The following is a 26,097-nucleotide window of genomic DNA, read 5'->3' on the forward strand; positions in this document are numbered from 1 at the left end:
CGTCGCTTCACCATCCAAAGGAGGGTCTGATATGAAACCGCATATGCCGCTGGACGAATTGCTCGATGCGATCGCGCGCAACGCCGCCCTGCCTGATGAACTGGCCGAGGCGACACCGCCCCAGGTCTACACCTCGCCCGAATTTCTTGAGCTGGAGCTGGACGAGATCTTCAACCACGAATGGTTCTGCGTCGGGCGTGAGGACGAATACGAAAACCCCGGCGATTACCGCGCCACCACGATCGGCCGCGATCCGGTGGTCGTCTTGCGCGACCGCGACGGCATGCTTCGCGCTATGTCGAATATCTGCCGCCACCGGATGGCGACGCTCCTGAAAGGGACGGGCAATATCAAGGGCCGCATCAGCTGTCCTTACCATGCCTGGACGTACAATCTCGACGGCAGGTTGGTCGGTGCGGCCTATATGCGTGACAATTTCGACAAGAAGGAGGTCTGCCTGCCGCAATTCAAGGTCGAGGTCTGGCAGGGCTGGGTCTATGTCTCGCTCGACCCCGAGGCCGCCCCGCTCGCACCGCGGCTGGCGAAATTATCGGAACGGCTGGCCAACTACCAGTTGCCCAAATATCGAACCCTGTTCCGCGCCGAGGAAATCTGGGACACCAACTGGAAGATCCTCGTCCAGAACTTTACCGAGGGCTATCACCTTTTCGTCGCCCATGCCCAGACGATCGAACCGGCGATGCCTACAGAGCTCGCCAACGCGATGCATGGCGGCGACGGGTTTAGCCTTTATGAGCAGGGCCGAGTGCCCGGCAAATCCTATGAACGCAATTCCGACATGGTGGTCGATAATCCGGCCCTGACCGAGGAGGATCGGAACAAAGCGGTCCTGTCCGCGATCTTCCCGGCACACGTCTTCTCGGTGGTGGCCGAACGCACCTTCTGGCTGTCGCTGCAGCCCCTTGGCACCGACAAGGTCAAGGTATTCTGGGGGGCGGACGCTTATCCCGGAGCCGTTCCGGACGATCCGGAGGAACGCGCCGCGTATGCTGCCGAACTCAAGGCAGGTTTCGACCGCATCAACGACGAGGACAAGCCGATCATCGGCAGCATCGTCAAGAATGCCGGGGCGTTGGCGGCCGCTCCGGGGCGCCTGTCTCCGAAAGAACGGACCGTCTGGTATTTCCAGCAATACCTCGCTCGAACGCTCTGCCGACTACGTCCAGCTCACGTCAAGGCCAAGATAGGCTGAGACCTCGCCACTCGGCGGATCAGGTCGGAAAGGACGTTATGGCGAAGATCACTTACGTGGAATTTGGCGGCAACGAACATGTCGTTGATGTCCCGAACGGACTGACCGTGATGGAGGGCGCACGCGACAACGGGATTCCTGGTATAGAGGCCGATTGCGGCGGCGCCTGCGCCTGTTCGACCTGCCATGTCTATGTCGATCCGGCCTGGGTCGAGAAACTTCCCCATCGCGACGCAATGGAAGAGGACATGCTCGATTTTGCCTATGAGCCCGATCCGGTCCGTTCGCGGCTGACCTGCCGACTGAAGGTCTCGGACGCGCTCGAAGGGCTAAAGGTCTTCATGCCGGAAAAGCAGATCTGACGCAGGGACAGTGCGGCGGATGAACTACCGTTATCGCCACATCCGGCGAACAGATGGAGGATGCGCATGGGTGGGATCGTGATCGTCGGCGCGGGCCAGGCCGGTGCGTCGCTTGCGGCAAAGCTCCGGACGCTCGGTCACGACGGCGCAATCACTATGATCGGCGAGGAGGCCGCCCCACCCTACCAGCGCCCGCCCCTGTCGAAGGGATACCTGCTGGGAGAGATGGAACTCGACCGTATCTATCTGCGTTCGTCCAGCTATTGGCAGGAACAGATGGTTACGCTGAAACTCGGCGCGCAAGTGGCGGCAATTGACCGCACCGCAAAAACCGTGCGCGTCGATGCCGAAACCATACCCTACGACCAACTCGCCCTGACGACCGGGTCGCGCCCGCACCGGTTGCCGGCGGCTGTGGGCGGCGATCTGAGAGGGGTCTACACCGTCCGGACCCTCGCGGATATAGACGCTATGGCGCCGGAGTTCGAAGCCGGGCGCAAGCTTCTCATCGTCGGTGGCGGCTATATCGGGCTGGAGGCGGCGGCGGTGGGCGCGAAGCTCGGCCTCGACGTCACGCTGATCGAGATGGCGCCGCGCATCCTGCATCGGGTGGCCGCGCCAGAGACCTCGGACTATTTCCGCAAGGTCCACGACGATCACGGCGTGAAGATCCTGGAGAATACCGGGCTGGACCGGCTGACCGGCGAGGCCCGCGTGTCGGGCGCGGTCCTGTCGGACGGAAGCCACATCGAAACCGACTTCGTCATCGTCGGCGTCGGCATCACGCCCGCGACGCAGCTTGCCGAAGAGGCGGGGCTTGCGATCGAGAACGGCATCCGCACCGACGAATTCGGCCGCACCTCGGACCCGGCGGTCTGGGCCGCGGGTGATTGTGCGTCCTTCCCGCATCGGGACGGGCGCATCAGGCTGGAAAGCGTCGGCAACGCGATTGATCAGGCCGAGGTCGTGGCCGCGAACATGCTGGGCGCGGGCAAGGCCTATCAGGCCAAGCCGTGGTTCTGGTCCGACCAGTTTGATGTGAAGCTGCAGATCGCCGGGCTGAATACCGGCTATGACCGGATCGTGACGCGGCCGGGTGAAGGCGACGCGGTCAGCTTCTGGTACTACCGGGGCTATACGCTGCTTGCGCTCGACGCCATGAACGACGCACGCGCCTACATGATCGGAAAGCGTCTGATCGAGGCGGGTATGTCGCCCGACCCGGCCATCATCGCCGACCCGGCGGCCGACCTCAAGCCGCTGCTCAGGCCGTGAGGATCAGACGTTGCGTGGCTTCCCGGACCCGGGCTGGTGCACGGTTGCGCTGCTACCTCTCGCACCGGCTCGTAGCGCTGAGCGGGGAGGCTAAACAAGTCGGATTCGAACCAGAGACCATCTTTTTATGGTGGTAGGGTTTACATAGCAAATTCAGATCTTTGCCGGATATTTCCCTGGACTTCTCTGTTTGGGAGAGCGGTACTGTCGACAGCGGCGCACGATTGCGGCGGCGCAAATGTCTCCGCCCGGATTGCCGGGCTTTGGTCAGTAGCAGAAGCCAAAGCGGGTCTGCAGGATCAGAACGGAGATGAACATGACCAGACCATCAACAAAGTCAGAACCGACGACACCCGCAAACCCACGGTCGGAGCAAAACCCAAAGCCGGCATCCGCGCCGCGGGCGGTCACAAAGAAAGCCAGGCTCATCGCCTTGCTCGGCCGGAAGGACGGGGCCGACGTAGCGACGATCAGCAGGAATCTCGGCTGGTTGCCGCACACCACGCGTGCGGCTCTGACGGGCCTCCGCAAGGCCGGATATGACATCACGTCCGCCAAGCCGGGCAACGGGAAATCCCCGCGGTACCAGATCATCGCCATGCCGGATGCGGATGCAAGCTGATGATGGCAGGTGATGTGATAGGGGCACGATGGGCGGGCCTGAGCGCGATGGATCGGTCCGCCCTCCGCGTCGCATGGGCGGAGGCATTCGGTACAACGCCACCGCATTTCCTGTCGATGATCTTCATGCGCAAGGCATTGATCTGGCATGAGCAATGCCGGAGGTTCGGGGGACTGCCCCAGGACCTGAAGCGCGCCCTGAATGCGGTTGCAGACGGCAAGCCGGCTCGTGACCCGGCTCTGGCGGTCAGACCCGGGACGCAGCTGATCCGGGAATGGAACGGCCGCCGGTATCAGGTTGACGCGACAGAGAACGGCTTTGTCCTGAATGACAAGCGTTACAAATCGCTGTCGGCCGTTGCTTTGCATATTACGGGGACGAGTTGGTCAGGACCGCGCTTTTTCGGGCTGAACAAAGCAACCGGCAGCGGCGCATGAAAAAAATCCGCTGTGCGATCTACACCCGCAAGAGCTCGGAAGACGGGCTGGAACAGGACTTCAACTCGCTTGATGCTCAACACGAAGCCTGTGCAGCCTATATCACCAGCCAGAAGAACGAAGGCTGGGTGCAGGTGCCGGATCGCTATGATGACGGCGGCCTCTCCGGCGGCACTATGGAACGGCCCGGTCTGCAGCGGCTCCTGGCGGATATCCACCGGGGAGCTGTCGATCAGATCCTGGTTTACAAGATCGACCGTCTGACCCGGTCGCTGGCCGATTTTGCCAAGATCGTCGATATTCTGGATGCGGCCGGGGCCTCGTTTGTTTCCGTCACCCAGTCCTTCAATACAGCAACAAGCATGGGACGTCTGACGCTCAACATGCTGCTGAGCTTTGCCCAGTTCGAGCGCGAGGTGACGGCCGAGCGCATCCGGGACAAGATTGCGGCATCCAAGAAGAAAGGGCTCTGGATGGGGGGCAATGTGCCTCTGGGCTATGAACCCGATGGCAGAACGCTGAAGATCACTGAGAAGGATGCGCGGACGATCCGCACCATCTACGCTCTCTACGGCCAGCATCGCAATATCCGGGTCGTCAAAGCCGAGGCGGACAGACTGGGTCTGAGGACAGCAATACGGACATTGTCGTCAGGCCGGCTGAAGGGCGGAACGCCATTCAGTTTCGGCCATATCCATCACATCCTGACCAACCCGATCTATGCGGGCCGTATCAGGCACAAGGCAAAGGTTTGGCCCGGCCAACATCCGGCGCTTATAGACCCTGCCGCCTGGGACACATTGCAGGAACAGCTGAAGTTTGGTGCTGTCATGTCGCGCTCGGGCAAAGGACGAAACAGCGACGGTGCAAAACGCCATGTTTCTCTACTAACCGGAAAGGTATTTGACGAAACGGGCGACCGATTGACGCCCAGCCATACCCAAACGGCAAAGGGCCGCAGGCTCCGGTACTATGTGTCCCATCGTCTGATCCGCAGTTCCGGTCCGGAACATCCCGGTGGCTGGCGATTGCCCGCGCCGGAACTTGAAACGCTGGTTGCCGATCTGGTCAGGAACCACCTGCGTGTACCGACGGTACAGGCCAACATCGTCCGCGATGCCACGACGGAAGAAGTGGCATCAAGTGTCAAGCTTTTGGCAGAACTGGCCGGCGGTGACACCGAGACCGGCGACGAGAAAGCCGGGGAAGTCCTGTGCCTTGTCGATCGCGTACAGATCGCGCCAGGGAAGATCGGAATTGATCTCTCGGCGAAGGAAGTCGCAGCGCGCCTGCGGACCGAACACGGACGCATTTCCAAGGATCACCTGATCCTTGAGTCCGCGTTCAGGCACCGCAAACGCGGCGTCGAAACAAAGCTCGTCCTCGCGGGTGCTGCCGGCACTCGCGACGAGACTCTCTTCAGAAACATCGCTCTGGCGCATCGCTACTTCGACATGATCCGTTCCGGTCGAACCTGCGCGGAAATCGCGCAAGCTGAAGGCGCCTCGAAACGGCGCATCCAGCACCTTCTCGAACTGGCTTTTCTGGCTCCGGGCATTATTCGCGATGTATTCGAGGGCCGGGCGCCGACCGGCCTCACGTCCGACTGGCTCAAATCCCACGCAGTCCCGTCGAGCTGGCAAGAACAGCGGGCGCTGTTCAGATCACTCTGAACGGACGACCCGTTGCCGGCGCAGCGAAAATAGCAAAACCGTCCCTTCACCGATCATCCCGCCTGCAAACTGCTACCGCCGAAATGGCGTTTCCAGACTTTCGGCGGATTCTGTGGGTTTTCCGCCAGATCGGCAGTCTGTCGTATTCTGGAACCCGCAAACGCCCGCGAATACAGGCGAAAATTTCGACAAATATACATTAATATCAATGAGTTATCTTAGGTGGCTGTGCTGGCAGTCCCAGGCTAACCGGTCTGGGGCACGAAAGTCAGATATATCTTTAATTTACTGCAAGTTACATGAAGTCGCCGCAGCCAGCGAGTCCAAGAATATGAGGCAGGACGCGCGTTTTCGAGCGATTTTGTTGTCGGCAAGCCGGACGGGATTGCTCGGAAGGCGGATGGCATTGTCGTGAAGGCGGTAGAAATTGCCGTGAAGCGCGTAGGTCGTGCGTTGAACGGTGCGGCATTGCAGTCATAGCCGAGGAATTTGCGCATGCTCCGCCATCGAATGATGTCAAGCGTCGCGGATTGCGCGAGGATGGACGGGTACCGCCGGGCGATCGCCGGCTTCGTTCCGGGCGCAGTCAAGGGAAGCCTGCCCCCGGCAGTCTCAGAGATGCCGCGACGCCGTACAATCGGAGATCGGCGCAGGTGGCAGGGCCCCGCGCCCGGGCTGCCCCGGAAACCCTGCATGGCGCTCCGATCCGAGGACCGTGCTACGGCCGCGAGAATCTTACCGTGTCACACCTGCGCCAACGACGTTAGCACGTGAGGCCCCTCATTCAAACTCGGAGTGGTGGCACATGCTGGCGTCCGCTGGAGAGAACAGGATCGGCGATCGTCTGGAAGCGATGCTCTTGGGCGATATGGCGCGAAGCGCCCGCGCGGCCGTAGCGGGCACCGCCCCTCCATGCACAACGTCCGAGCCGTAGCGGATCACGCCCGGTTCATCCCCGCATGTGCGGGGAACGCAGTAGGGGTCAAACCTACGTTACGATGTTCTGCGGTTTATCCCCGCATGTGCGGGGAACGCGATTTGATCGATTACTACGCGCTCATCTACAACGGTTCATCCCCGGATGTGCGGGGAACGCGTAGGGGAAGCCGGAACCGACGTGGTGATCGGCGGTTCATCCCCGCATGTGCGGGGAACGCATCGCCGCGACGCAGACGGTGACGATCAACACCGGTTCATCCCCGCATGTGCGGGGAACGCGCGGCCAGTTGCCCGCCAGAATTAATCTGCGGCGGTTCATCCCCGCATGTGCGGGGAACGCTTCGATCTGCTGCCCGGCGAGGAGGTGCAGAGCGGTTCATCCCCGCCTGTGCGGGGAACGCAGTCTCAGGTGCGGCTCGCCCTCGTCCAGCGTCGGTTCATCCCCGCATGTGCGGGGAACGCTATCCATCATGTCAGGCGAATTCATCCCAGTCCGGTTCATCCCCGCATGTGCGGGGAACGCATCACCAGGCCGCCGGATTCGAAGGTATGGACCGGTTCATCCCCGCATGTGCGGGGAACGCGCCGCCCCACCAGCCACGGGCAGCTCGGCTGGCGGTTCATCCCCGCATGTGCGGGGAACGCATCTCCTGATCAACCTTTCCCCATACCCACCTCGGTTCATCCCCGCATGTGCGGGGAACGCGAGGCGGCGCGGGTTGGTTACATCACCGTGGCCGGTTCATCCCCGCATGTGCGGGGAACGCGAACGTGATCCTGTCGTCCCCGGCCAGGCGGTCGGTTCATCCCCGCATGTGCGGGGAACGCATGACGCCCCGCAAAATCCTCCGCTCCATCCGCGGTTCATCCCCGCATGTGCGGGGAACGCTTGTCGTGCATCCTGACAATGGGAGGTTCCGGCGGTTCATCCCCGCATGTGCGGGGAACGCGGTAGGTGTCTTTCCTACATTACGATGTTCTGCGGTTCATCCCCGCATGTGCGGGGAACGCGGTAGGGCTCTTTCCTACATTACGATGTTCTGCGGTTCATCCCCGCATGTGCGGGGAACGCCTGGCACAGTTCGCCGATCAGGGAGGCAACGCCGGTTCATCCCCGCATGTGCGGGGAACGCAAGGATATGACGACCGACCAAGGCGGCGATATCGGTTCATCCCCGCATGTGCGGGGAACGCGGGATAGATGACCGACACGCCCGTGCTGTCCTCGGTTCATCCCCGCATGTGCGGGGAACGCTATGAGCCGATGAATGACGTCTGGAACCGCAACGGTTCATCCCCGCATGTGCGGGGAACGCGAAATAATCCGATCAATCGCCGACGCCGACGCCGGTTCATCCCCGCATGTGCGGGGAACGCTCTGCCGTTCTCTCGGACTAGCCGAGGTAATGCGGTTCATCCCCGCATGTGCGGGGAACGCCGCGGCAGTTGTTCCGATTGCCATTAGATCACCGGTTCATCCCCGCATGTGCGGGGAACGCGCGCCGAGAGGTCGCCGAGCGCGCCGCTGATCGCGGTTCATCCCCGCATGTGCGGGGAACGCGCTTCCGTTTCCGTTTCGACTGCGGTTTGTTCCGGTTCATCCCCGCATGTGCGGGGAACGCGAGACGCGGGTGATCCGCATCCCGTTGCCGACCGGTTCATCCCCGCATGTGCGGGGAACGCGCATTCCCCCGCCGCCACCTTGGCGCGTAGCTCGGTTCATCCCCGCATGTGCGGGGAACGCACCGTAACGCCGCCGCCGCCGATGGCCGAGACCGGTTCATCCCCGCATGTGCGGGGAACGCTCGACCAGCACGTTCTCGAACGCGAGCGAGCGCGGTTCATCCCCGCATGTGCGGGGAACGCGTGGGGGTCCGAAGTCCGGTGTACAACCTCATCGGTTCATCCCCGCATGTGCGGGGAACGCATTTCCCAATTCCGGGCCGCCTGATAGGCCGACGGTTCATCCCCGCATGTGCGGGGAACGCGGTGTGACCATGAAAGCTGGCGCGCGAAAAAGCGGTTCATCCCCGCATGTGCGGGGAACGCTTGGCCTCTTCCATCCGGTCCAGAACTTCCTTCGGTTCATCCCCGCATGTGCGGGGAACGCTTGATAACGCGCTTACGGGCGGGCCGATCATGCGGTTCATCCCCGCATGTGCGGGGAACGCGGTAGGGGTCAAAATCCCGTTACGATGTTCTGCGGTTCATCCCCGCATGTGCGGGGAACGCCACTCTGCCCCGTATCCACGTTCCTGCCGTGTCGGTTCATCCCCGCATGTGCGGGGAACGCAAACGAACCCGGCGAATACGGATGCTCAAACCCGGTTCATCCCCGCATGTGCGGGGAACGCATCCCGTGGCGGATGCCGGTCGGGATGTGGGACGGTTCATCCCCGCATGTGCGGGGAACGCGGCAGGACCGAGAGATTGCGCGCGGTTGCCGCCGGTTCATCCCCGCATGTGCGGGGAACGCTCGCTCTCGGCCTTCACCATTTCGGGAATGACCGGTTCATCCCCGCATGTGCGGGGAACGCAATGCCAGAGGCGCGGAGCGCACCTGATCCGGCGGTTCATCCCCGCATGTGCGGGGAACGCAGGGACCGGCACCCACTCATCCCCGCTGAGAACGGTTCATCCCCGCATGTGCGGGGAACGCGCTGCGGCCTGAGACTGGCTCAAACCGAGGGCCGGTTCATCCCCGCATGTGCGGGGAACGCGGCACGTCGAGCGAGTAATTGCCCGCCGCGTCCGGTTCATCCCCGCATGTGCGGGGAACGCAGCTCGCCGATCCGCGCCCGTCTCGCAGCGACCGGTTCATCCCCGCATGTGCGGGGAACGCTGCGGCTCAGGGCAACGTCGGGATGCTGTCGCCGGTTCATCCCCGCATGTGCGGGGAACGCGCCGGCAGCCTCGGCATGGGCCGATCTCAGCGGCGGTTCATCCCCGCATGTGCGGGGAACGCTCAGACCCCTCCTCGCGGATCGTCGGGATGAGCGGTTCATCCCCGCATGTGCGGGGAACGCGGATTGCCAAAGGGACAGGCGATCTATCCGGCCGGTTCATCCCCGCATGTGCGGGGAACGCTTCCGCCCGGTGCCCTTGACGAAGCCAAGCGGCGGTTCATCCCCGCATGTGCGGGGAACGCTACAAGAAGGACGGCAAGTGGTGCCTGTCCATCGGTTCATCCCCGCATGTGCGGGGAACGCCTCTCGAAAAAGCCTGCGCTCGGCGCGGCGTTCGGTTCATCCCCGCATGTGCGGGGAACGCCGCGTGTTCTGACAGCACAGCACGAACCACTCCGGTTCATCCCCGCATGTGCGGGGAACGCTGGGTTTGATTGGTGGCTGTTACCATTCGAAACGGTTCATCCCCGCATGTGCGGGGAACGCACGTCGCCCGCGTATTCGGCGGGGCGGTAATCCGGTTCATCCCCGCATGTGCGGGGAACGCTTTTCGAGGACGAGGCTGCCTTTGACATTCACCGGTTCATCCCCGCATGTGCGGGGAACGCACTGTTGAATACCACCATATGTGCCGAAAGTGCGGTTCATCCCCGCATGTGCGGGGAACGCGAACCTCCCATTGTCAGGATGCACGATAAGGACGGTTCATCCCCGCATGTGCGGGGAACGCGAGACCACCATGACTATGGTAAAACATGACCGCGGTTCATCCCCGCATGTGCGGGGAACGCTCCCACGGGAACGGCGCGACGGTCACAGCCGACGGTTCATCCCCGCATGTGCGGGGAACGCCTGGCGGGCGGCGGATATCGCGCGGCAATGTTCGGTTCATCCCCGCATGTGCGGGGAACGCCGCGTCCGGTAGTATTCCTGGATGATCTCGCCCGGTTCATCCCCGCATGTGCGGGGAACGCGGCGTGGACGTGCGACGTATCATCGGATCAGTCGGTTCATCCCCGCATGTGCGGGGAACGCTACCTGGGAACGCACCAGATCGGCAGGCACAGCGGTTCATCCCCGCATGTGCGGGGAACGCGTGAATTATGCCGCCATGAGTGAAAACGCGCCCGGTTCATCCCCGCATGTGCGGGGAACGCTTTTCTGCTCATTGCGCCGACAGGCTCCATTCCGGTTCATCCCCGCATGTGCGGGGAACGCGAGGCCCTGCTGCATGAAAGGTATGGAATAGCCGGTTCATCCCCGCATGTGCGGGGAACGCGACTGAGCCAATAACTCCATGTCGGCCCACCACGGTTCATCCCCGCATGTGCGGGGAACGCGGCAGAACCGAGAGTTTACGCGCGGTCTCGGCCGGTTCATCCCCGCATGTGCGGGGAACGCGCCCCCAACGACGCCCCGTCCATGCCCGCGATCGGTTCATCCCCGCATGTGCGGGGAACGCTCTGTTGACGCGCAGCACATTGAAACGAGGCGCGGTTCATCCCCGCATGTGCGGGGAACGCTTAGCAGCCCAGGCTATTCCCGCGCCTTAGTCCGGTTCATCCCCGCATGTGCGGGGAACGCGGCGGCGGGGTGCGGTCGGCCTGACCGAGTTTCGGTTCATCCCCGCATGTGCGGGGAACGCGGCGGCTCTCTGCGCCGCGTAGCCCGTGAATTCGGTTCATCCCCGCATGTGCGGGGAACGCTCGTATTGGTAAAGCGTGTTCCCCGAGGCGTCCGGTTCATCCCCGCATGTGCGGGGAACGCCTTGTGTGCAGCAGCAATAAGTTTGATCAGCCCGGTTCATCCCCGCATGTGCGGGGAACGCTTTCACACATATGGGGTATGCGCAAGGGGTTCCGGTTCATCCCCGCATGTGCGGGGAACGCGTGGTGTCACCATCAAGCGCCAGGTCTACCAGCGGTTCATCCCCGCATGTGCGGGGAACGCTCTTCATGTCGCTGCGGATCTCGTAGACCGGGCGGTTCATCCCCGCATGTGCGGGGAACGCTCTTGCTGCAGGCTATTGATCCAGCACGGTTTTCACAATGTCAAAGAGCGTACCGAATTTTCGGCACCCGGAACCGGCCGCTCAGCACGGCGTCTCGGGCAGGAAGTTGACGAGTTTAAGACCATCGAAATCCACCGGCATCCGGCGGTTGCGGCCCGCCGTCAGGAACTCATATCCCTGATCGGTCGGAACCTTCCAGACCATCACCGCATCGCCTGTCTCGATCCCGGCGAGAACCTGGTTCCAGATCATCTCGCGGGTGCGGGCGGAGTAGTCGCCGACATAGACCCCGGCGCGCAGTTCCACCAGCCAGGCGGCGAGTCGCCCCCGCAGGCGCGGTGGCGCATTCGAGACCACGACCACCATCATCCCCTGTGCCCCGCATCGCCGGATTGTCCGCCCTCAAAGGCTACTGGCATTGCCTCAACTGGTGGTTCGGGGCGCGGCAATTCCCCTGCCGACAGGACCTCTTCGATCGCAGGAATGATCCGCCCCAAAAGCCCGGTGCGACGGAACGCATCTCGGCAGGCCAGCCGAACCGCACGATCGGGCGACATCTCAAGCCTGCCCTTCGCCGCCTGCCCTGCGATACGGAAGGCCTCGGGCACCACGGTATCGAGTTTGAAGAGATCCGCGATGTCATAGACGAAGGACAGCGGCTTGCCGGAATGCAGGAACCCGATGGCCGGCGCGTAGCCCGCCGCCAGCACCGCCGCCTCGGACAGGCCATGCAGGCAGGCCGTGGCCGCCGACAGGCAGCGGTTCGGCACATCGCCCGCTTCCCAGTCCTTCGGGTCGTATTTGCGCCGGCTCCAGCCAACGCCATATTGCTGGGCCAGAAGCGCGTAGCTTTCGCGTACCCGCACCCCCTCGATCCCGCGCAACTGGTCGATGGAGCGGCGCTGGGGCGCGTCCTCGCCGAAGCGCATCGCATACATCTTGCGCACGACCCGCAACCGTGCAGCATCGTCGAGAGCAATCTTTGCCTGCCAAAGGAGCCTGTCCGCCCGCGCACCTCCCGGCTGACCGGCGGAGTAGAGCCGAACGCCGCCCTCGCCCACCCAGGTGATCAGCGTGCCGACCCGCGCCGCCAGCGCCACTGCAGCATGGGAAATTCGTGCGCCCGGCTCCAGCATGATCCCTGCCAGGCCACCCACCGGGATCTGGGTCCGTGTCCCGTCCGCATTGACAGCGACGAAAGCGCCGTCGAGCACATCAAGCCGGGCATGTTCGACGAAGACGAGCGAAGCGCGGTCCTTGAGAGGGATCGGCTTGGGGGGCGGCAGCCCCGGCAAGCCGCCTTGGCTTGTCCCGCTCACGTCGTACGCCTGATGAGCATCAGACCGCAGCCGAATGCTTTAGCACGGCCGAAGCCCCGCCCGAGTTGTGCAACGAATGCGTCCGGATCCGTGACCTCGATCCGCCCGCTCAGATCAAGAATGCCAAATCGCGGCTGTCCCTTGCGCGGGCCGGACGGGCCTTCGGTCGAATAGTCTTCGGCCAGCGCGGAGAGAACGCGGAAGCCTGCCTTTTCGCCCTGACGCTCAAGCCAGGCGCGGCCCTCTCTGCTTGCGGCCTCCATCCGCTCGGGCGCGCGGGCGCCCTCAGGCAGGGCGTGAATCGCATCCATCACCACATCGACACGCTCTCCACTCCGCTTCTGCCGCGTGGCATTGGCGCGGAGCACAACCCCAAGCCGGTCCCCGGAAGCCAGAACAGGCGCAAACTCTTTCACCTCGGGCGTTTCGAACAGCGGATGTGGCACCGGCGGACGTTCTGACAACACCAGAAACCGCCCTTGCCCTTCCGATCGCCAGAGAAAATCCCGCCGGCGCTCTGCCCCATCGGCAAAGAGCGTCCAGATCAGCCGGTGGTGCGCGTCCATCGCACGCCCGGCCTCGGTGGGATCCAGTAGCCCCTGCAAGGCCGCATTTCCCGCCCCGCGATCCAGGCGCAGCCGCGACAGATAAAGCGTCAAGTCCCGCCCTCCAAGTGGATCACCGAACGCGAGCGGAAGGACCAGGAAGCCCGGTCGGCGGGATCGTCCCAGCGGGTCTCCCGCAGCCCCGACACGCCCGGATAGTTGTCACAGGCCACGGCCCCCACCTGTGCAGTCTCAGCCCATCGCGGACGCACCGCATGGGAAAGCGCCGCAACGGGGGTTTCCGCCTCGACCAGACGTGGCGCCATAGGCACCGTCAGCGGACAGGCCTTTCGGCCGAGATAGGGCGTGAAGTAAGGTGCGGCAAGCGCCTCGGCCAGCACCGGTCCGTCCCCGCCCCACAGCGCGACGGCGAATGCGCAGTCTGTGACGTAGTCGCGGAGCGTCAGTACCGGATTGTCGGAGGGTTTCAGCGCCGCCAACGCGTGGCGCCGCGCGTTCGGCCGCTTGATCCGGGCCGTCGGCACCGCCTGTGCGGTGTGGAAATCGCGAAACGGCGCACCGAGAGACAAAGTCCCCACGGCCATCCGCCAGTCTGCCAGCGCCGCTTGGCCCGCAGCGTCCTCGCGCCGCACCCCAAGGGCCGCGCCGATCAATCCGAGAACCGCCGACCGCCCCGGCCAGAGCTGTGATCCACGCCGCTCATGCCCGGCAAGATCTCCGAATGACCCCATCGCGCCGGCCAGCGTGAAGACGAGAAACTCAGCCATTCGCGAGCTGCGCCTCGACGAACCCAACCACCTGCGCCAGAGATCCCTGCCCCGAGGCCAAATCCATGACCTCCTGCGCCCAGGTCTGGCCATATGCCCGGTCGAGCGCCTCGGCCTCGGTGTTCAGCGCGGCAACAGATGCCGCCATCAGATCCTCGCCCGAGACCGGGCGGAAGAACGCCCCGGCAAGGCTGCGCGGCTGCTGGCGGCCGAATTCCGCGCGGATATGGCTGGCACGGGGACGATGGGCGAAACTGTTCTGCTTGCCCGAGGGCGCACTCGTCGCCAGAGCCTCGACCAGCGCCTTGGCGCCCTCGACCGCCAAAGCCCGGTCCCCGGCGAGGTTCTCCTCAAGCAGGTCGCAGTCGACGCAGGCATAAAGGTAGAACACGCCCGAACCAAAGCCCGCATCGCCAACGAACCCCGCCCCGGCATCCACGGCGGCGGTCTTCAAATCGTCGACGGCGGTATAGAAGTCATCCTCGACCAGCGCCCGGTGCGTGGTGATCGCGTGGGCTACCTGCACCGCCGCCTCGCGATTATAATCGGGGTCATCGGCCAGCATCCGGCCGAACATAGCGATGTCCACCGCCCCGTCCGCATGGCGCAGCACGTCGGGCGCGGGCACAGAATAAGCGGCCTCGTTTTCCTTCTTACCCGGCTTCCCGCCCGTCCTGTAAAGCTCGGGATCGGCCAGCATCGCCCCGGCAATCTCAAGCGCCCTGGCGCGTTCATCCGGCGAGATGAAAGCAAGCTGCTCGGTCACCACCGAGTCACCGGCCTTGAGCTTGCCGAAAGCGTCCGCCACCGCCCGCGCGATCTCGACGGCGCGGTCCGCGTCGGCGCCCTGCCCTTCCAGATGGGCGCGGATCACCTCGCCGATGCGCTGCGTGCGCGCGCCTGTCTTGCACTGCAACCGCTCGACCATCGGCGCCGACAGCCGCACCGCGCGCTTGAGCGACTGACTGGAAATCCGCAGCCGATCCGCGCCGCCGTAGCGGGCCGTCTTGGGCCGCCCCTGATCGTCGCGGTTGGGGTTGGAGGGCGGATAGATCGTCAGGAAATGCAGTTGCAGAAAACGGCTCATGCCTTGGTCTCCTCGGGCTGTTCGGGCGCGGCCGAGGTCGCGCCGTAATAGGAAAAACACCAGCGGGTCCGCACCGTGTCGGACCAGTAGAAAAGATCGTGCGCCAGCGCGACAACATTGGCAGCCCCGTCGATCTGGGCCAGCGCGCGGCGCAGGGGCACGATCAGATCGCCCGGAGCTTCGATCCGCACCAGACGCTGAAACCTCAGCGGCGCAACCCGGCCCGCCATCCTTTCGGCGGCCTTATCCTTCGGGTTCTCGCGCAGATTGGCCAGCGCCACCGCGATCAGGGCCAGCTTGTCGCCCCGCCCGGTCAGCGCGCCGCCCAGCCTGCGGTTCAAGTCATGGACGGCCGCGATCTGCACTGCCTCGACCGGGGCCGACACGCGGCGCAAACGGGCGCGCGTGGCGCGGCCGGGGCCATCCTCTCCCAAGTGCGCGCGCCACCAGCCCAAAGCCGCAGCGCCCACATCCAGATCGCTCATCTCCCCTCCTTCCCGGGCTTTTCCAGCCCAAGTGCCGCGTGGATCTTCGACCCATGAAGCGTCCGCAGCAGCCCTGACCGCGCCTCGACCAGCGTCTTCATCGTCGGCCGCGTGCTGAAGGGCTGCACATCCGCCGGGATCGCATCGTAATCCTGCGGTCGGGCCAGCGCGTCGAACTGCGCCAGCGACTGCCTGCGCAACACCCGCAGCCAGTCGGCCGACAGCGCCGCCCCGCCCTGCCCCGCCACGAGCCTGCGCAGGGCCGTGCGGAACTTCGCCTCCGTCGCCTGATAAAAGGCCTCACGCAGCGGCTCGGCCGGCGTGCCCTCGCCCGTCATCAGCGCCACTTTCGCCGCGCGCATCAGCGCGCGCGAGGCCAGATCCGCCGCCTCGACCAGTTGCGCGGCCTGCCAGGTTTCGGGCGCATCGGGGCCGAAGGGAAAGAGCGGCTGTTCCGACCAGATGAAATCCAGCGGCGACATGTTCGACATCGCCCATCCACCCGCCAGGATCGTCGCGTTCAGATCGTCGGTGCGATCCAGATAGGTTGCCACAGCCCCCGCGCGCCAGCGCGTCTGCCCTGCCTCGGGCTGCGCCAGAGAAACCCCCATCCAGTTGCGGTAGCTTTGCGGACCTGGACGCGGATGCACCGCCAGCCTCTCCTCCCCCGCCTTCATCGCGTAATAGGGGGACAGCGGATGCTGCCAGAGGCCGTAGTTGGTGCCGTAGGGGCGCTGGATCACGCCGGTGATCCGGCCGCCCTCCGCCACCAGCCGCAGGCGGCGCGGCATGCCGAAGAACACCTCGACCGGCGAAAAATCGGCCTCGCGCTGATGCCTCACCTGCCCCTTTTCCGAGGTCACAGCCGGCCGCATCCAGGGCAGTTCCGTCAGATCGGCAAGCGCCCGCCCCTCGGGAACATTCGCCCAGACCAGCGACCAGAGCGGCGCCGGGCCCGGACGTGACGGCTGCGCCAGCGTGACCAGCGGTCCGCCGCCGCGCATCGAGGTGCGGTTGCCCGCACCGCCTGCCGGGGCATGGGCCTGCAAGGTGTAAAGCGCCATCGCCGCCGCGGGCAGGTCGAGCGCGCCGAATCGGCCGCGCTTGACCATCAGATCGGCATTCTTCCTGGCCGCGTTTTCGCCTGCCGCGTCGATGAACAGCATCTCGGGCGATTGCGCCTCGCCCTCCAGCGGCGCGATATCCTGCAAGAACCGCGCCCCGTCGCCCAGCAGGTGAAAGGCCGGGGCCAGCGGCGCCAGCGCCGCGCGCAGGGCCTGCGGATCGGGTTTGCGGGCCAGCCAGTCATCGGTGCCACCGGGGGGCGCCGCCAGATAGACAAGGCCGATCAGCAGCTCGAGACAGGCAAGGTTGAAGTCGGGCCGCGGCCAGTCCAGCACCTCGACGCCTTCCTCGGCGATCTGGTCGGGCCGGATCAGCTCACGCGCCCCGGCGCGGCGCACAGGAATCCACGGATCAAGGATCAAATTCAAGGACATGGCCGCTCTTGAAAGAACGTGAAAGCAAGATCAGGCTAGGCGGTTCGCGCCAAGGTTGTCAAGCAGGATTCATCCTTTCAGTCTATCCTCTTACAGACTTTATATCCCCGCTATGGCGGGGAACGCGTCCGCTAACCTCTGACACACGGGTCATCCCCGGCCTTCCGGGGCCTCTCTCAGCAGGCCACGAGTGGCATCGTAACGCAAGCCCCCCGCAATGCGACCGTCCACCTCAACTACGGCAATCTTGCGCACTGCAAGCTCCCAGTCCTTCCAGCCTGCGCGCAAGGCAGCGATCCCGGGCCTGGCCTGTTCGGCCTCAAGACCGCTCATCTCATAACGCCGGCGGGAGATCTGCACCTCCGACAGCGCCTGCGCCCGGAACGGAACCTCATCTGCGATCCAGGGCCGTAACCCATTCCCCTCACGTCGCATCAGGATCAGCACCACCTGATCCTGGCCGAGCCGGGTCGGATATTTCCGGTCGTCCTCGAACGCACCTTCCGACTCTCCATAATGTCGGGTCGGATTCAGCACGTTGAGCCGCGCCTGTGCGGCCTCGGCCAACCCCTGCCCCTCGCGCTCGATCCCGGCCTGCCGCAAGGGTTCAGGTACCTCCGGGACATCACCGTAGGCCTCGGCGATCAGGTCACGCAGCCGGCCCGGGGCCTCGATCCCGCCCTCGCGCAGGAGCGCCCGCGCCGTGCGCCAGAGCACATCCGACGGATAGACCCAGCCGCCCGAAGGCTGCGTCTCGAAGATCCAGCGCGCGGTTTCCACCCGCTCGGGGTCCGGGGTCAGCAGATGCAGCCGGGGGCCGGGTACCGGGCGGGCGCCCCGGGCGTGACGCCAGAGCCGACCCGCCCGCTGGATCAGATCGCCCATCGGCGCGAGGTCACTGACCATCAGATCGAAATCCAGATCGAGCGAGGCCTGCACGATCTGGGTCGCGACCAGAACGCGACCCGCCCGGCCCTGCCCGTCCCGACCGAAACGGCGGAGCATGTCGGCCTCGATCGCGGCGCGGTCCCCCATCGCGAAGCGCGCATGCAGCAGATCGGCCGCAATCCCCGCGCCGCGCAGAGCCTCGACCGCCGCGATCGCGTCATCCACGGCATTGCGCACCCAGACACACGCCGCCCCCGCCGCCACGCCCTCGGCGATCACCGTCACGGCATCCTCCATCGCGGCCAGCCGCACAACCTCGACCCGCCGGCAGGTTTCCGGCACCGGTGCGACCGGCCCGGCCGAGACGCTTCGGCCGATCAGCGACAGCGCCGGGTAGCTGTGCGGCAGATCGGACACCTCGCCACCGCCGCGCCCGGATAGGAACGCGTTCGCATAGCCGTCGCGCATCCGGGTCGGCAAGGTCGCCGTCATCACGATGGCAGAGCCGCCGAACATCGCATGGAAGCGCAGCAGCGCCTTGAGTTCGGTCTCCATATAGGGGTCGTAGTCATGCGCCTCATCGACGATCAAGATCCTGGTGGCGAGCGCCGCCATGCGCAGCGTATGGAACCGCGTCGGCAGGACCGACATGAGCGCCTGATCCACCGTGCCCACGCTGATCTCGGCCAGAAGCGACAGCCGCCGGTCGTCCGCGATCCAGGGCGCGCAGGCATCCTCGGCGTCAAATTCCTCCTCCGAGGCGTACCACTTGCCGCACAGGGCCGCGAATTCGGTGTTGAGCTTGCGCTGCCCGTGGGCCAGCGCCAGCGACGGATGCCCTTCGAAGATCCGACCCAACTGCCCGCGCATCCGCGTGAACATCGCGTCCGAACTCGCCATCGACGGCAGAGCGAAGAATATCCCGCGCCCCTTGCCCTGCGACAGCATCCGCTGCGCAAGGATCAGCGCCGCCTCGGTCTTGCCCGACCCGGTCGCGTCCTCGATCAGCGCGAGCATGGGGCCCTCGGGCAGCACCGCATCCGCAACCGCCGCCTGCATCGGCCGCAGCGCCCCCGAAACCAGCCGGGTCGGGTCCGGCACGCGCGGGCGCGACAGGCCAAGGCCGGACTTGGCGACCGCAATCTTCGCCCGCGCCTGCGCCAGCGGCCAATACTCCGCAAGCGTCTGGCCGGGGTCGGCAAACTGAAACCAATCACTGTTCGAACCGATCCAGTCAGCCTCGGTCACCAGCCCGGACAAGAGCCAGGACTGGCGGCGCGCCGCGTGCTCGTCGATCCCCTCCAGCGAAGCCGGGGCGAAGAGCAGCGCGATCAGGCGCAACGCGGCTTCGGCATCCGACAGGGCTTCTGCGCCGATCGCCTGGAAACGCCGCATCTGGCCGGGCCGAAGGAGGCTTTCGACCGGCCGCCCATGATGGCCCGCCACCGCCTGCCGCAGGATCTTGCGCGCCGTCGGAGTGCCGCCGAGGAAACCGGCGAGAAGCGCGTCCAACCGGCTCAGCAGAACCTCTGACAGTTCCCAATGCCGGCAATGCTGAGGCGGCGGTTCATTCTGCTCGATCTGGCGGCGGAACGCAGCGGAGATCTTGCCCAGATCGTGCAGCGCGATCATCAAAAGCAAGGCGTTGCGTTGCTGATCTGGCAAACCCGCCAGAGCCGACCCCGGCCAAAGCTCGGCCGCGACAGCACTCACATCCAGCATGTGAAACAATGCCGGATGGCGGCTCCCGTTTGCGGCGGATTTGCCGGGCCAATCGAGACATCGCGTTTCCTGCGGACGCATCAGCGGTCCACCAAGCGACACGGCGCTCGGCTCGCCGCAACACGAACCACGCGCGTCAATGCGTCCTCGATGTCCCGGTCCCCGCCCGGTGTCGCCTCCAGGTCCTGCACGATTAGCGCCAGTGCGGGCAAAATGCTTTCAAGCGCATCCACACTTGGCGAGACCGCGTCGCGCTGGCTCGGAAACCTGAGCTTCGTCCAGGCGCGGTGGTTGTCCCTCAGGAGCTGCCGCTGGGTCTGCGTGCGGAACCGGTAATGCAGCGCGATCATTTCCTGTTCATCGAGCTGCAGCCGCTTAGGCAGTACGCGGTTCGCCATGACTGCCATCAGATAGGCGCAGGAGGGCTGTATCCCGGTTATCGCCTCCCCCTTGCGCCGCGCACGGCGCGCGTCGAGCACATGCTGCCGCATGAACGCGTCGCGCTGCCCGGCAATGTGATCAAAGGCACTGGCTTCCTCAGCGGTGAGCGGTCCGTCGAATGTGACCGTGTTCGCGCCATCAATGACGATGTCATCAGGGTGCGGAAGAATCTCGGGCGGTGGCTTTCCTTGTTTCTCGCCCGCGGCAATGACGCGCCTTGCCTTTCGCTGGTAGCCTCGCCAGAGGGCCGCAGTGTCCGCCTTGACTTGGGTTTCGTTGGCTATTGCTTCCTTCAGGGTCTGGAACGCGACGCGCTGAGCATAGGGGCTCCCCTTGATCGATGTCTCCATGAGCTTGCGCACGAGAACCTCATAGACGCTCATCTCTTGGGTCCCGTCACCGTCGCGCACGCTCACGACCCGCCGCGCCTCCGCGAGCATTGCGCGCTCCAGCTCGGTCAGAGTCGCAGGTGTCGCGGGCCCCTGCCCCCGATTCCCGTTTCGCCGTTCGCTCATTGCGTGACCTTCTCGATGGCCGGAGACACGCCAACCTCGGCGTCATCGAAGCGTGCGCCGTCTGCGGCCCGCACCGCCGGGCGACCGGAATAGGCCTGCCAGCGTCGAAGGGTCACGTCACAGTACTGCGGATCGCATTCGACCAACCGGGCACGGCGCCCACAACTTTCAGCAGCAATGAGCGTCGAGCCGGAACCCGCAAACGGGTCAAGGACCACCTCGCCACGACGCGAACAGTCCCGGATCGCATCGGCGACAAGCGCAACGGGCTTGACGGTCGGATGCATGGCGAGCGCCTCTTCCGCGGCCCGCCCCGGCACGTTGACCCCGGCATAGTCCCAGACATTGGTGCGGTATCGCCCTGTGTCCCCGAGACCGAAACTGTTCGTATGCGCTCCCGTCCCCACCTTGAACACGAAGACGAGCTCGTGCTTGGAGCGATAGAACGTCCCCATGCCAGCATTCGTCTTGTTCCAGACGCAGAGGTTCTTCAGCTCGCTGAACACGGCACTCCCAGCCGCAAGCAATTCACCCATATGGCGCCAATCCATACAAACAAATGCGATGGCGCCGTCGCGTGCAATCCGCGCCGCATTGCCAAGCGACGCCTCCAGAAAGGTCACAAAGGCCGCAGGGCTCATTTCGCCGGAGGCAAAGGCAAACTCACGATGCCTCACCCGTCCGAGCCCCGAGACATGGCCGTCGATCGGCACGTTGTAGGGGGGATCGGTGAAGATCAGGTCGATCGGCTGCCCTCCGGCCAGACGGTCGATCGCCTCGGGATCACGGGCGTCGCCGCAGATCAGGACATGGTCACCAAGCTGCCAGAGATCGCCAGGGCGCGTCACCACGGGGCCGTCCCGGTGCAGCGGAACCAGATCCTCCCGTCCAGAGCTTTCCATGCCCTTGCTCCGCGCCGCATCGAGCGTGAGGTCGATTTCCGCCAGCGAGAACCCGGTCACTTCCAGATCGAAGCCGATGTCGATCAGTCCCTGCAGCTCGATCGCCAGCGTATCCCGGTCCCAGCCTGCGTTCTCCGCCAGCTTGTTGTCCGCAAGCACGTAGGCGCGCCGTTCCTCCTGGCTCAGATGTGACAAGGCGATCGTCGGCACCTCCGAAAGTCCCAGGACTTTCGCGGCTGCGACCCTGCCATGACCGGCAATGATCCCGCCGGCATCATCGATCAGGACCGGATTGGTGAAGCCGAACCGGGTGATGCTGTCGGCGATCTGCCGGATCTGACGGCGCGAATGCGTGCGCGCATTCCCGGCATATGGAGAAAGCGTACTAACCTGCCGCATTCTGATGCTAGGAGGCAACTGTGTGGTGGTGCCGTCGGGGGCGTTCAACATGGCCTGTTCTTCCTACGCTCTGGCCGGGGCAAACCGTTTGGCCCGGCCGTGAAGCGAGTCTAAGCATTGACAAAGCCATGCGTCCAGCTACCAGAAGTTGTGAATACTCACCCTCAGGTCGCACAATTTCGCTAGAATTCAACCTTATGCAGATATTTTTGAAGACCTGCCGTTTAAAGGGGTGTTTAATGGCATTTGAATACCCCGTTAACTGATTTGCGGCCGTTCGAGTCTCGATTATCACGATTTCGTGAGCCGTGACGCCAATGGTCCAAAGTTCGACTTGAGCGGCGCGAACTTCACGCTATGTCCGTCTGGCCTGCTGCCAGGGCCGATATGTTCCATTACATCGAGCGCTTCTACAACCATCCGCGAAGGCACTCGGCTGCTGGGCTATCTCAGCCCCGTGGAGTTCGAGGAACAAGCTATGTTAGCGTAACGTCGCGCCAACGAAACCGGCAGCAGGCCCAAGGCTCATGACACTCCTAAAACACTCGCTGACCGCCCTGCGCGCCTTTGAGGCGACCGCGCGATATCTGAGTTTTACCAAGGCGGCGGACGAGCTTTTCTTGACCCGCAGCGCCGTCAGCCAGCAGATCAGTAAGTTCGAGCACGAGATTGACGTGCGACTCTTTCATAGGATCAACAACAAGCTTCTGCTTTCACGCGAAGGTGAAATTCTGTTGGGGGCCGTGCGCCGCCTGCTTCTGGAACTCGAGGATACGCTGGATACAATCAGATCCGGCGATGTCTCAGGCAAACTTGTAATTGGATCACTGCCAACCTTTGGCGCGAAATGGTTGTCGACACGGATCCGCGACTTCACGGATCAGTACCCAAATCTTGACGTCACGTTACTTTCCTATGTGAGCCTCGACGATGTGTTGGAGGAGGGCGTCGATATCGCGATCAGCTTTGCGCGAGAAAAACAGGGCGATATCGTTCAGGAGATACTCCTTCAAGACGAGTTGTGGCCGGTGTGCGCGCCATCGCTCCTGCAAGGCAACGCACCGATAAAGTCCGCTTCCGATTTCGAACTGTATCCGATCCTACACACTACGCTGGAAGGGCTGGACTTTGGCGCCAACTGGGATGAGTGGGCGGCTAGTGCCAACCTGCCAAGGATTGGCGGCCGGAGATCGCTAGCATTCTCCCGCGGATACATGATGCTCGAGGCAGTCGCAAAGGGTCAGGGAATCGGAATCGCCATGCGCACTCTCGTGGAAACGGATGTCGCCGAGGGGCGTTTGCTGCGCTTGCTGGACCATCGTTGCCGCGCGAACAAACTGTTGGCGCTCTTCTATCTCGAAGCGGCACAAAACCGACCGGCGGTGCGGAGCTTCCGAAACTGGCTTAGAGAGCGCCTCCAACTGGAAAGAACTGGGGCCTGCCAAGGCGAGCTCCCTTGAATACCTAGGGCAATCCCGGCCATCGCGGAAAACGAAAGGCGCCTAACCTTTTGCTGACCGGGTGGCGATGCTCGACTGAACCAACCGGCAGGCAATTTCTGCACACGGCACGTGGCCGTATCGCCCACGTCGAACCCCTTGCCGCAAATGGCTGCAGTTCGCGGGTCCAACCGGCCGGTTTTCACGCTCAGACGTCAGATGAACCGGCATCGGTGGTTCGGCGTTGGCGGTCTTGCATGATTTTCGTTCCGTAGATCCATTTTAGGGTCCTGTTCCTTCGGCACAAGGATTCTAACGCAATGCATCGATTTTGATCGCGTGACGTTAAATTTACTTACGGATGCCGTAAAGAGTTCGCGCTTGCGGATCGAAGGTTCTGTGCGAAATGTGCCCTGCAGAATGAAACCGGCTCATCAAAAGTCAGGCTCGGGGAGGACAAGCCATAAAGCCCGATACTAACACGACAATCGGCCAATTCGTCTTCTTCGGGAGCCATGCCGTGGATTGCTATCTGCAATGCCGCCGTTGGCCCGAAGAGGGACAGAAGGTCAACGCAGAGCCCATGGGGCGCGTCTATGGCGGCATGATCCCTAACGCAGCCGCGATCTTTGCCGGTTACGGAACACCTCCCTTGATGATGGGGCCGCTGCAGGACAATACCGATGCGGATCCGATCCTTCGGGAGTTGCAGGCGGCGGGAGTCGATACCCGGATGATCCGGCGATCCGCGTCGTTCCGAAACTCGGCGGCCTACAACATCCTCAGCCAGGAAAACCCGAACGAGAAGACGCTGATTATTGTTGACCCAGGCTATCACTTCGAACTGAACACCGACGAACGGAACGCGCTGCTGGGGGCAAGATTCATCTACAGCACGATTGCCCATCTGACGCGCATCGTGGGTATTGCCGATCTAATGATCGAGGCGCGGGCTGGTGGTACCAAGCTGTTCATAGATGTAGAGGCCGAATCCTTCTTATCGACGGAACACAGCTGGTGGGCCTTCACCATGGCCGACTTCTTGTCGTTCAACGAGGAAAGCTTGGCGAAGCTTTGCGAGAAGAGATCACAGGAAGCGATCTTCACAGACATCCTGACAGCAACCAACGGAGAGATCGTAACCACTTTGGGCAAGGACGGCTGCAGGGTCACGACGATGGACGGTGTCGTCCAAGTTGGGGGTATCCCGGTCAGGTCCATCGATCCTCTTGGGGCAGGCGACACTTTCAACGCCACCTATCTATTTTGCAGAGCGGCCGGCTGGTCGATCGAACGCGCCGCAAAGTTCGCCAATGCAGCTGCCGCAAGATCGACGACAATCGTGGGTCCGCGCAGCGGACACGTCGCGATCCCTGCCGTTGAACAATTTCTTGCCGATCACGAGTCCCGCAAAGCTTCATAGCCTGTTGGGGTGCGGCCGTCGCAGAACCAGAGCAAGACCACGTAGTGCACAACAAGGAGGAACTACAATGAGACCTGAACTGAGAATGCTTCTGCACATCACGGCCGCCACGGCAATCGCGTCATCGGCTCATGCCGAAAGCTATGAGGTTAATGTTACCTCGGTTGGTGGCGCCTATCAACGTAGCCAGGAGTTGGGCTACGGGAACGCCTTCGAGGCGCTCGGTAACAGTATCAATTGGAACGTCTACTCCGGAGGGCTCGGGGAGATCCGCACGCAGGTCGATACTGGCAACGTGATCTGGGACGTGGTCGACGTAAACAGCGCCGAAGCCAATACCGGCTGTCTTGAGGGGATCTTCGAAAAGATCGACTTGGAAGAGGTTACCGCCCCTGCTCCGGACGGATCGACGGTCAGTGACTACCAGGTCGAGCGTACCAATGAATGTTCGGTTGGGACGGTGATCTACGCTTGGTCTTGGGGCTACAACAAGAACGCTTTCGGAGACGCGCAGCCAGAGGTGGTGGCCGACTATTTCGATACGGGAAAATTTCCTGGCCCACGTGGCATCTGGAACAGCCCTGTCCAGGCGATCGAACTGGCGTTGATGGCCGATGGAGTCCCGACCGAGAACATATATTCCTATCTTGAGGAAGGTGGCGACGCCGCGATCGATCAAGCGCTCGCCAAGTTGGAAGCACTGTATAATGATCCTCAGGGTGGGCTGATCTTCTGGACCGGAGGCGCCGAGCCACCGGAACTTCTGGCCAAGGGTGAGGTGGTCATATCGACTGGCTGGAGCGGTCGATTCTACAACGCTATCGTGCAGGAGAACGCGCCGATCGAAATCATCTGGGATGGTCAAATCATGGACTTCCAGAACTTCGTGGTGGTGAGGGGCACACCAAATCTTGAGGCGGCCAAGGCATTCCTTCGCTTCGCGACAGCGCCGGAACGGATCGCTGAGACCGCGCGCTACATCCCCTACGCGCCCTGGCGCGCTTCTGCGGTGCAGATGATCCTCCAAAACGAGCCTTGGTCTGAAGATGGCAAGACCGACGTGGGCCCGTTCCTAGCGACAAACCCCGCCAACATGGACAACTTCCTGAAGATGGGCATCGACTACTGGCAGAACCACCAGGATGAAGTCACGCAACGCTGGGAAGCTTGGAAAGCCGGGCTGTAAGCTCCCTGCGGGTCGGGATAA

The 26,097-nt window shown here is 63.5% G+C and carries 19 protein-coding genes, 1 pseudogene and 1 CRISPR repeat array; of the genes and pseudogenes, 10 read left to right on the top strand and 10 right to left on the bottom strand.

Translation table 11 applies throughout. From position 1 onward, the window contains the following. Positions 1–31: 31 nt before the first annotated feature. The 6 genes from V5734_RS16945 to V5734_RS16970 all read left to right on the top strand — a co-directional run bounded on the left by V5734_RS16945 (position 32) and on the right by V5734_RS16970 (position 5,582). Positions 32–1,213, top strand: coding sequence for an aromatic ring-hydroxylating oxygenase subunit alpha (locus V5734_RS16945; RefSeq protein WP_347310790.1), 1,182 nt, complete (start codon positions 32–34; stop codon positions 1,211–1,213). Between the two features lie 38 nt (positions 1,214–1,251). Next, positions 1,252–1,575 (top strand): 2Fe-2S iron-sulfur cluster-binding protein, encoded by a 324-nt coding sequence (locus V5734_RS16950; RefSeq protein WP_347310791.1) that lies wholly within the window; start codon positions 1,252–1,254, stop codon positions 1,573–1,575. 66 nt (positions 1,576–1,641) lie between these two features. Beyond that, the gene (locus V5734_RS16955; RefSeq protein ID WP_347310792.1) at positions 1,642–2,850 is read left to right on the top strand and encodes an NAD(P)/FAD-dependent oxidoreductase; all 1,209 of its coding nucleotides are present in this window, start codon (positions 1,642–1,644) and stop codon (positions 2,848–2,850) included. Positions 2,851–3,166: 316 nt separating this feature from the next. Further along, a complete protein-coding gene (locus V5734_RS16960) occupies positions 3,167–3,472 on the top strand; it encodes a DUF3489 domain-containing protein (RefSeq protein WP_347313656.1) in 306 nt (101 codons plus the stop codon). Next, entirely contained in the window at positions 3,472–3,909 is a 438-nt protein-coding gene (locus tag V5734_RS16965) for a DUF2924 domain-containing protein (protein WP_347310793.1), read from the top strand. The genes V5734_RS16960 and V5734_RS16965 overlap by 1 nt, the downstream gene beginning before the upstream one ends. After that, on the top strand, positions 3,906–5,582 hold the full coding sequence (locus V5734_RS16970) for a recombinase family protein (RefSeq protein WP_347310794.1): 1,677 nt from the start codon (positions 3,906–3,908) through the stop codon (positions 5,580–5,582). The genes V5734_RS16965 and V5734_RS16970 overlap by 4 nt, the downstream gene beginning before the upstream one ends. 945 nt (positions 5,583–6,527) lie before the next feature. Further along, positions 6,528–11,438: a CRISPR direct-repeat array (repeat unit 29 nt; unit sequence CGGTTCATCCCCGCATGTGCGGGGAACGC). Between the two features lie 81 nt (positions 11,439–11,519). Here V5734_RS16970 and cas2e read toward each other — a convergent pair. From cas2e to V5734_RS17020, 10 genes are all read right to left on the bottom strand, one after another. Continuing rightward, a complete protein-coding gene (gene cas2e, locus V5734_RS16975) occupies positions 11,520–11,807 on the bottom strand; it encodes a type I-E CRISPR-associated endoribonuclease Cas2e (RefSeq protein WP_347310795.1) in 288 nt (95 codons plus the stop codon). Continuing rightward, positions 11,804–12,757 carry a type I-E CRISPR-associated endonuclease Cas1e gene (gene cas1e / locus V5734_RS16980; protein WP_347310796.1) on the bottom strand — a complete coding sequence of 318 codons (954 nt, stop codon included), beginning with the start codon at positions 12,755–12,757 and terminating at the stop codon, positions 11,804–11,806. The genes cas2e and cas1e overlap by 4 nt, the downstream gene beginning before the upstream one ends. Next, positions 12,754–13,416, bottom strand: coding sequence for a type I-E CRISPR-associated protein Cas6/Cse3/CasE (cas6e, locus tag V5734_RS16985; RefSeq protein WP_347310797.1), 663 nt, complete (start codon positions 13,414–13,416; stop codon positions 12,754–12,756). Before cas6e ends, cas1e begins: the two co-directional genes overlap by 4 nt. After that, a complete protein-coding gene (gene cas5e, locus V5734_RS16990) occupies positions 13,413–14,090 on the bottom strand; it encodes a type I-E CRISPR-associated protein Cas5/CasD (RefSeq protein WP_347310798.1) in 678 nt (225 codons plus the stop codon). Before cas5e ends, cas6e begins: the two co-directional genes overlap by 4 nt. Further along, positions 14,083–15,177: a type I-E CRISPR-associated protein Cas7/Cse4/CasC gene (gene cas7e / locus V5734_RS16995; protein WP_347310799.1), complete on the bottom strand. Its 1,095-nt coding sequence runs from the start codon at positions 15,175–15,177 to the stop codon at positions 14,083–14,085. Before cas7e ends, cas5e begins: the two co-directional genes overlap by 8 nt. Then, a complete protein-coding gene (casB, locus tag V5734_RS17000) occupies positions 15,174–15,662 on the bottom strand; it encodes a type I-E CRISPR-associated protein Cse2/CasB (protein WP_347310800.1) in 489 nt (162 codons plus the stop codon). Before casB ends, cas7e begins: the two co-directional genes overlap by 4 nt. Beyond that, positions 15,659–17,161 (bottom strand): type I-E CRISPR-associated protein Cse1/CasA, encoded by a 1,503-nt coding sequence (gene casA / locus V5734_RS17005; protein WP_347310801.1) that lies wholly within the window; start codon positions 17,159–17,161, stop codon positions 15,659–15,661. The genes casB and casA overlap by 4 nt, the downstream gene beginning before the upstream one ends. Positions 17,162–17,311: 150 nt before the next feature. Continuing rightward, positions 17,312–19,771 (bottom strand): CRISPR-associated helicase Cas3', encoded by a 2,460-nt coding sequence (gene cas3 / locus V5734_RS17010; protein ID WP_347310802.1) that lies wholly within the window; start codon positions 19,769–19,771, stop codon positions 17,312–17,314. A gap of 80 nt (positions 19,772–19,851) precedes the next feature. Then, positions 19,852–20,652, bottom strand: coding sequence for a hypothetical protein (locus V5734_RS17015; RefSeq protein ID WP_347310803.1), 801 nt, complete (start codon positions 20,650–20,652; stop codon positions 19,852–19,854). Between the two features lie 71 nt (positions 20,653–20,723). Then, complete coding sequence (locus tag V5734_RS17020) at positions 20,724–22,079, bottom strand: site-specific DNA-methyltransferase (protein WP_347310804.1); 1,356 nt, start codon at positions 22,077–22,079, stop codon at positions 20,724–20,726. 321 nt (positions 22,080–22,400) lie between these two features. On the opposite strand from V5734_RS17020, the pseudogene V5734_RS17025 reads away from it, so the two are divergent. The 4 genes and pseudogenes from V5734_RS17025 to V5734_RS17040 all read left to right on the top strand — a co-directional run. Next, positions 22,401–22,518, top strand: a pseudogene (locus V5734_RS17025) (IS3 family transposase); the annotation flags it as partial. 37 nt (positions 22,519–22,555) lie between these two features. Continuing rightward, complete coding sequence (locus V5734_RS17030; protein WP_347310805.1) at positions 22,556–23,488, top strand: LysR substrate-binding domain-containing protein; 933 nt, start codon at positions 22,556–22,558, stop codon at positions 23,486–23,488. 499 nt (positions 23,489–23,987) lie between these two features. Continuing rightward, on the top strand, positions 23,988–24,890 hold the full coding sequence (locus V5734_RS17035; protein WP_347310806.1) for a carbohydrate kinase family protein: 903 nt from the start codon (positions 23,988–23,990) through the stop codon (positions 24,888–24,890). A 67-nt stretch (positions 24,891–24,957) separates the two neighbouring features. After that, positions 24,958–26,076 (top strand): extracellular solute-binding protein, encoded by a 1,119-nt coding sequence (locus V5734_RS17040; protein ID WP_347310807.1) that lies wholly within the window; start codon positions 24,958–24,960, stop codon positions 26,074–26,076. Positions 26,077–26,097 lie beyond the last annotated feature (21 nt).

The sequence above is a fragment of the Defluviimonas sp. SAOS-178_SWC genome, from assembly GCF_039830135.1.
In the GTDB taxonomy this organism is placed as follows: Bacteria; Pseudomonadota; Alphaproteobacteria; order Rhodobacterales; family Rhodobacteraceae; genus Albidovulum.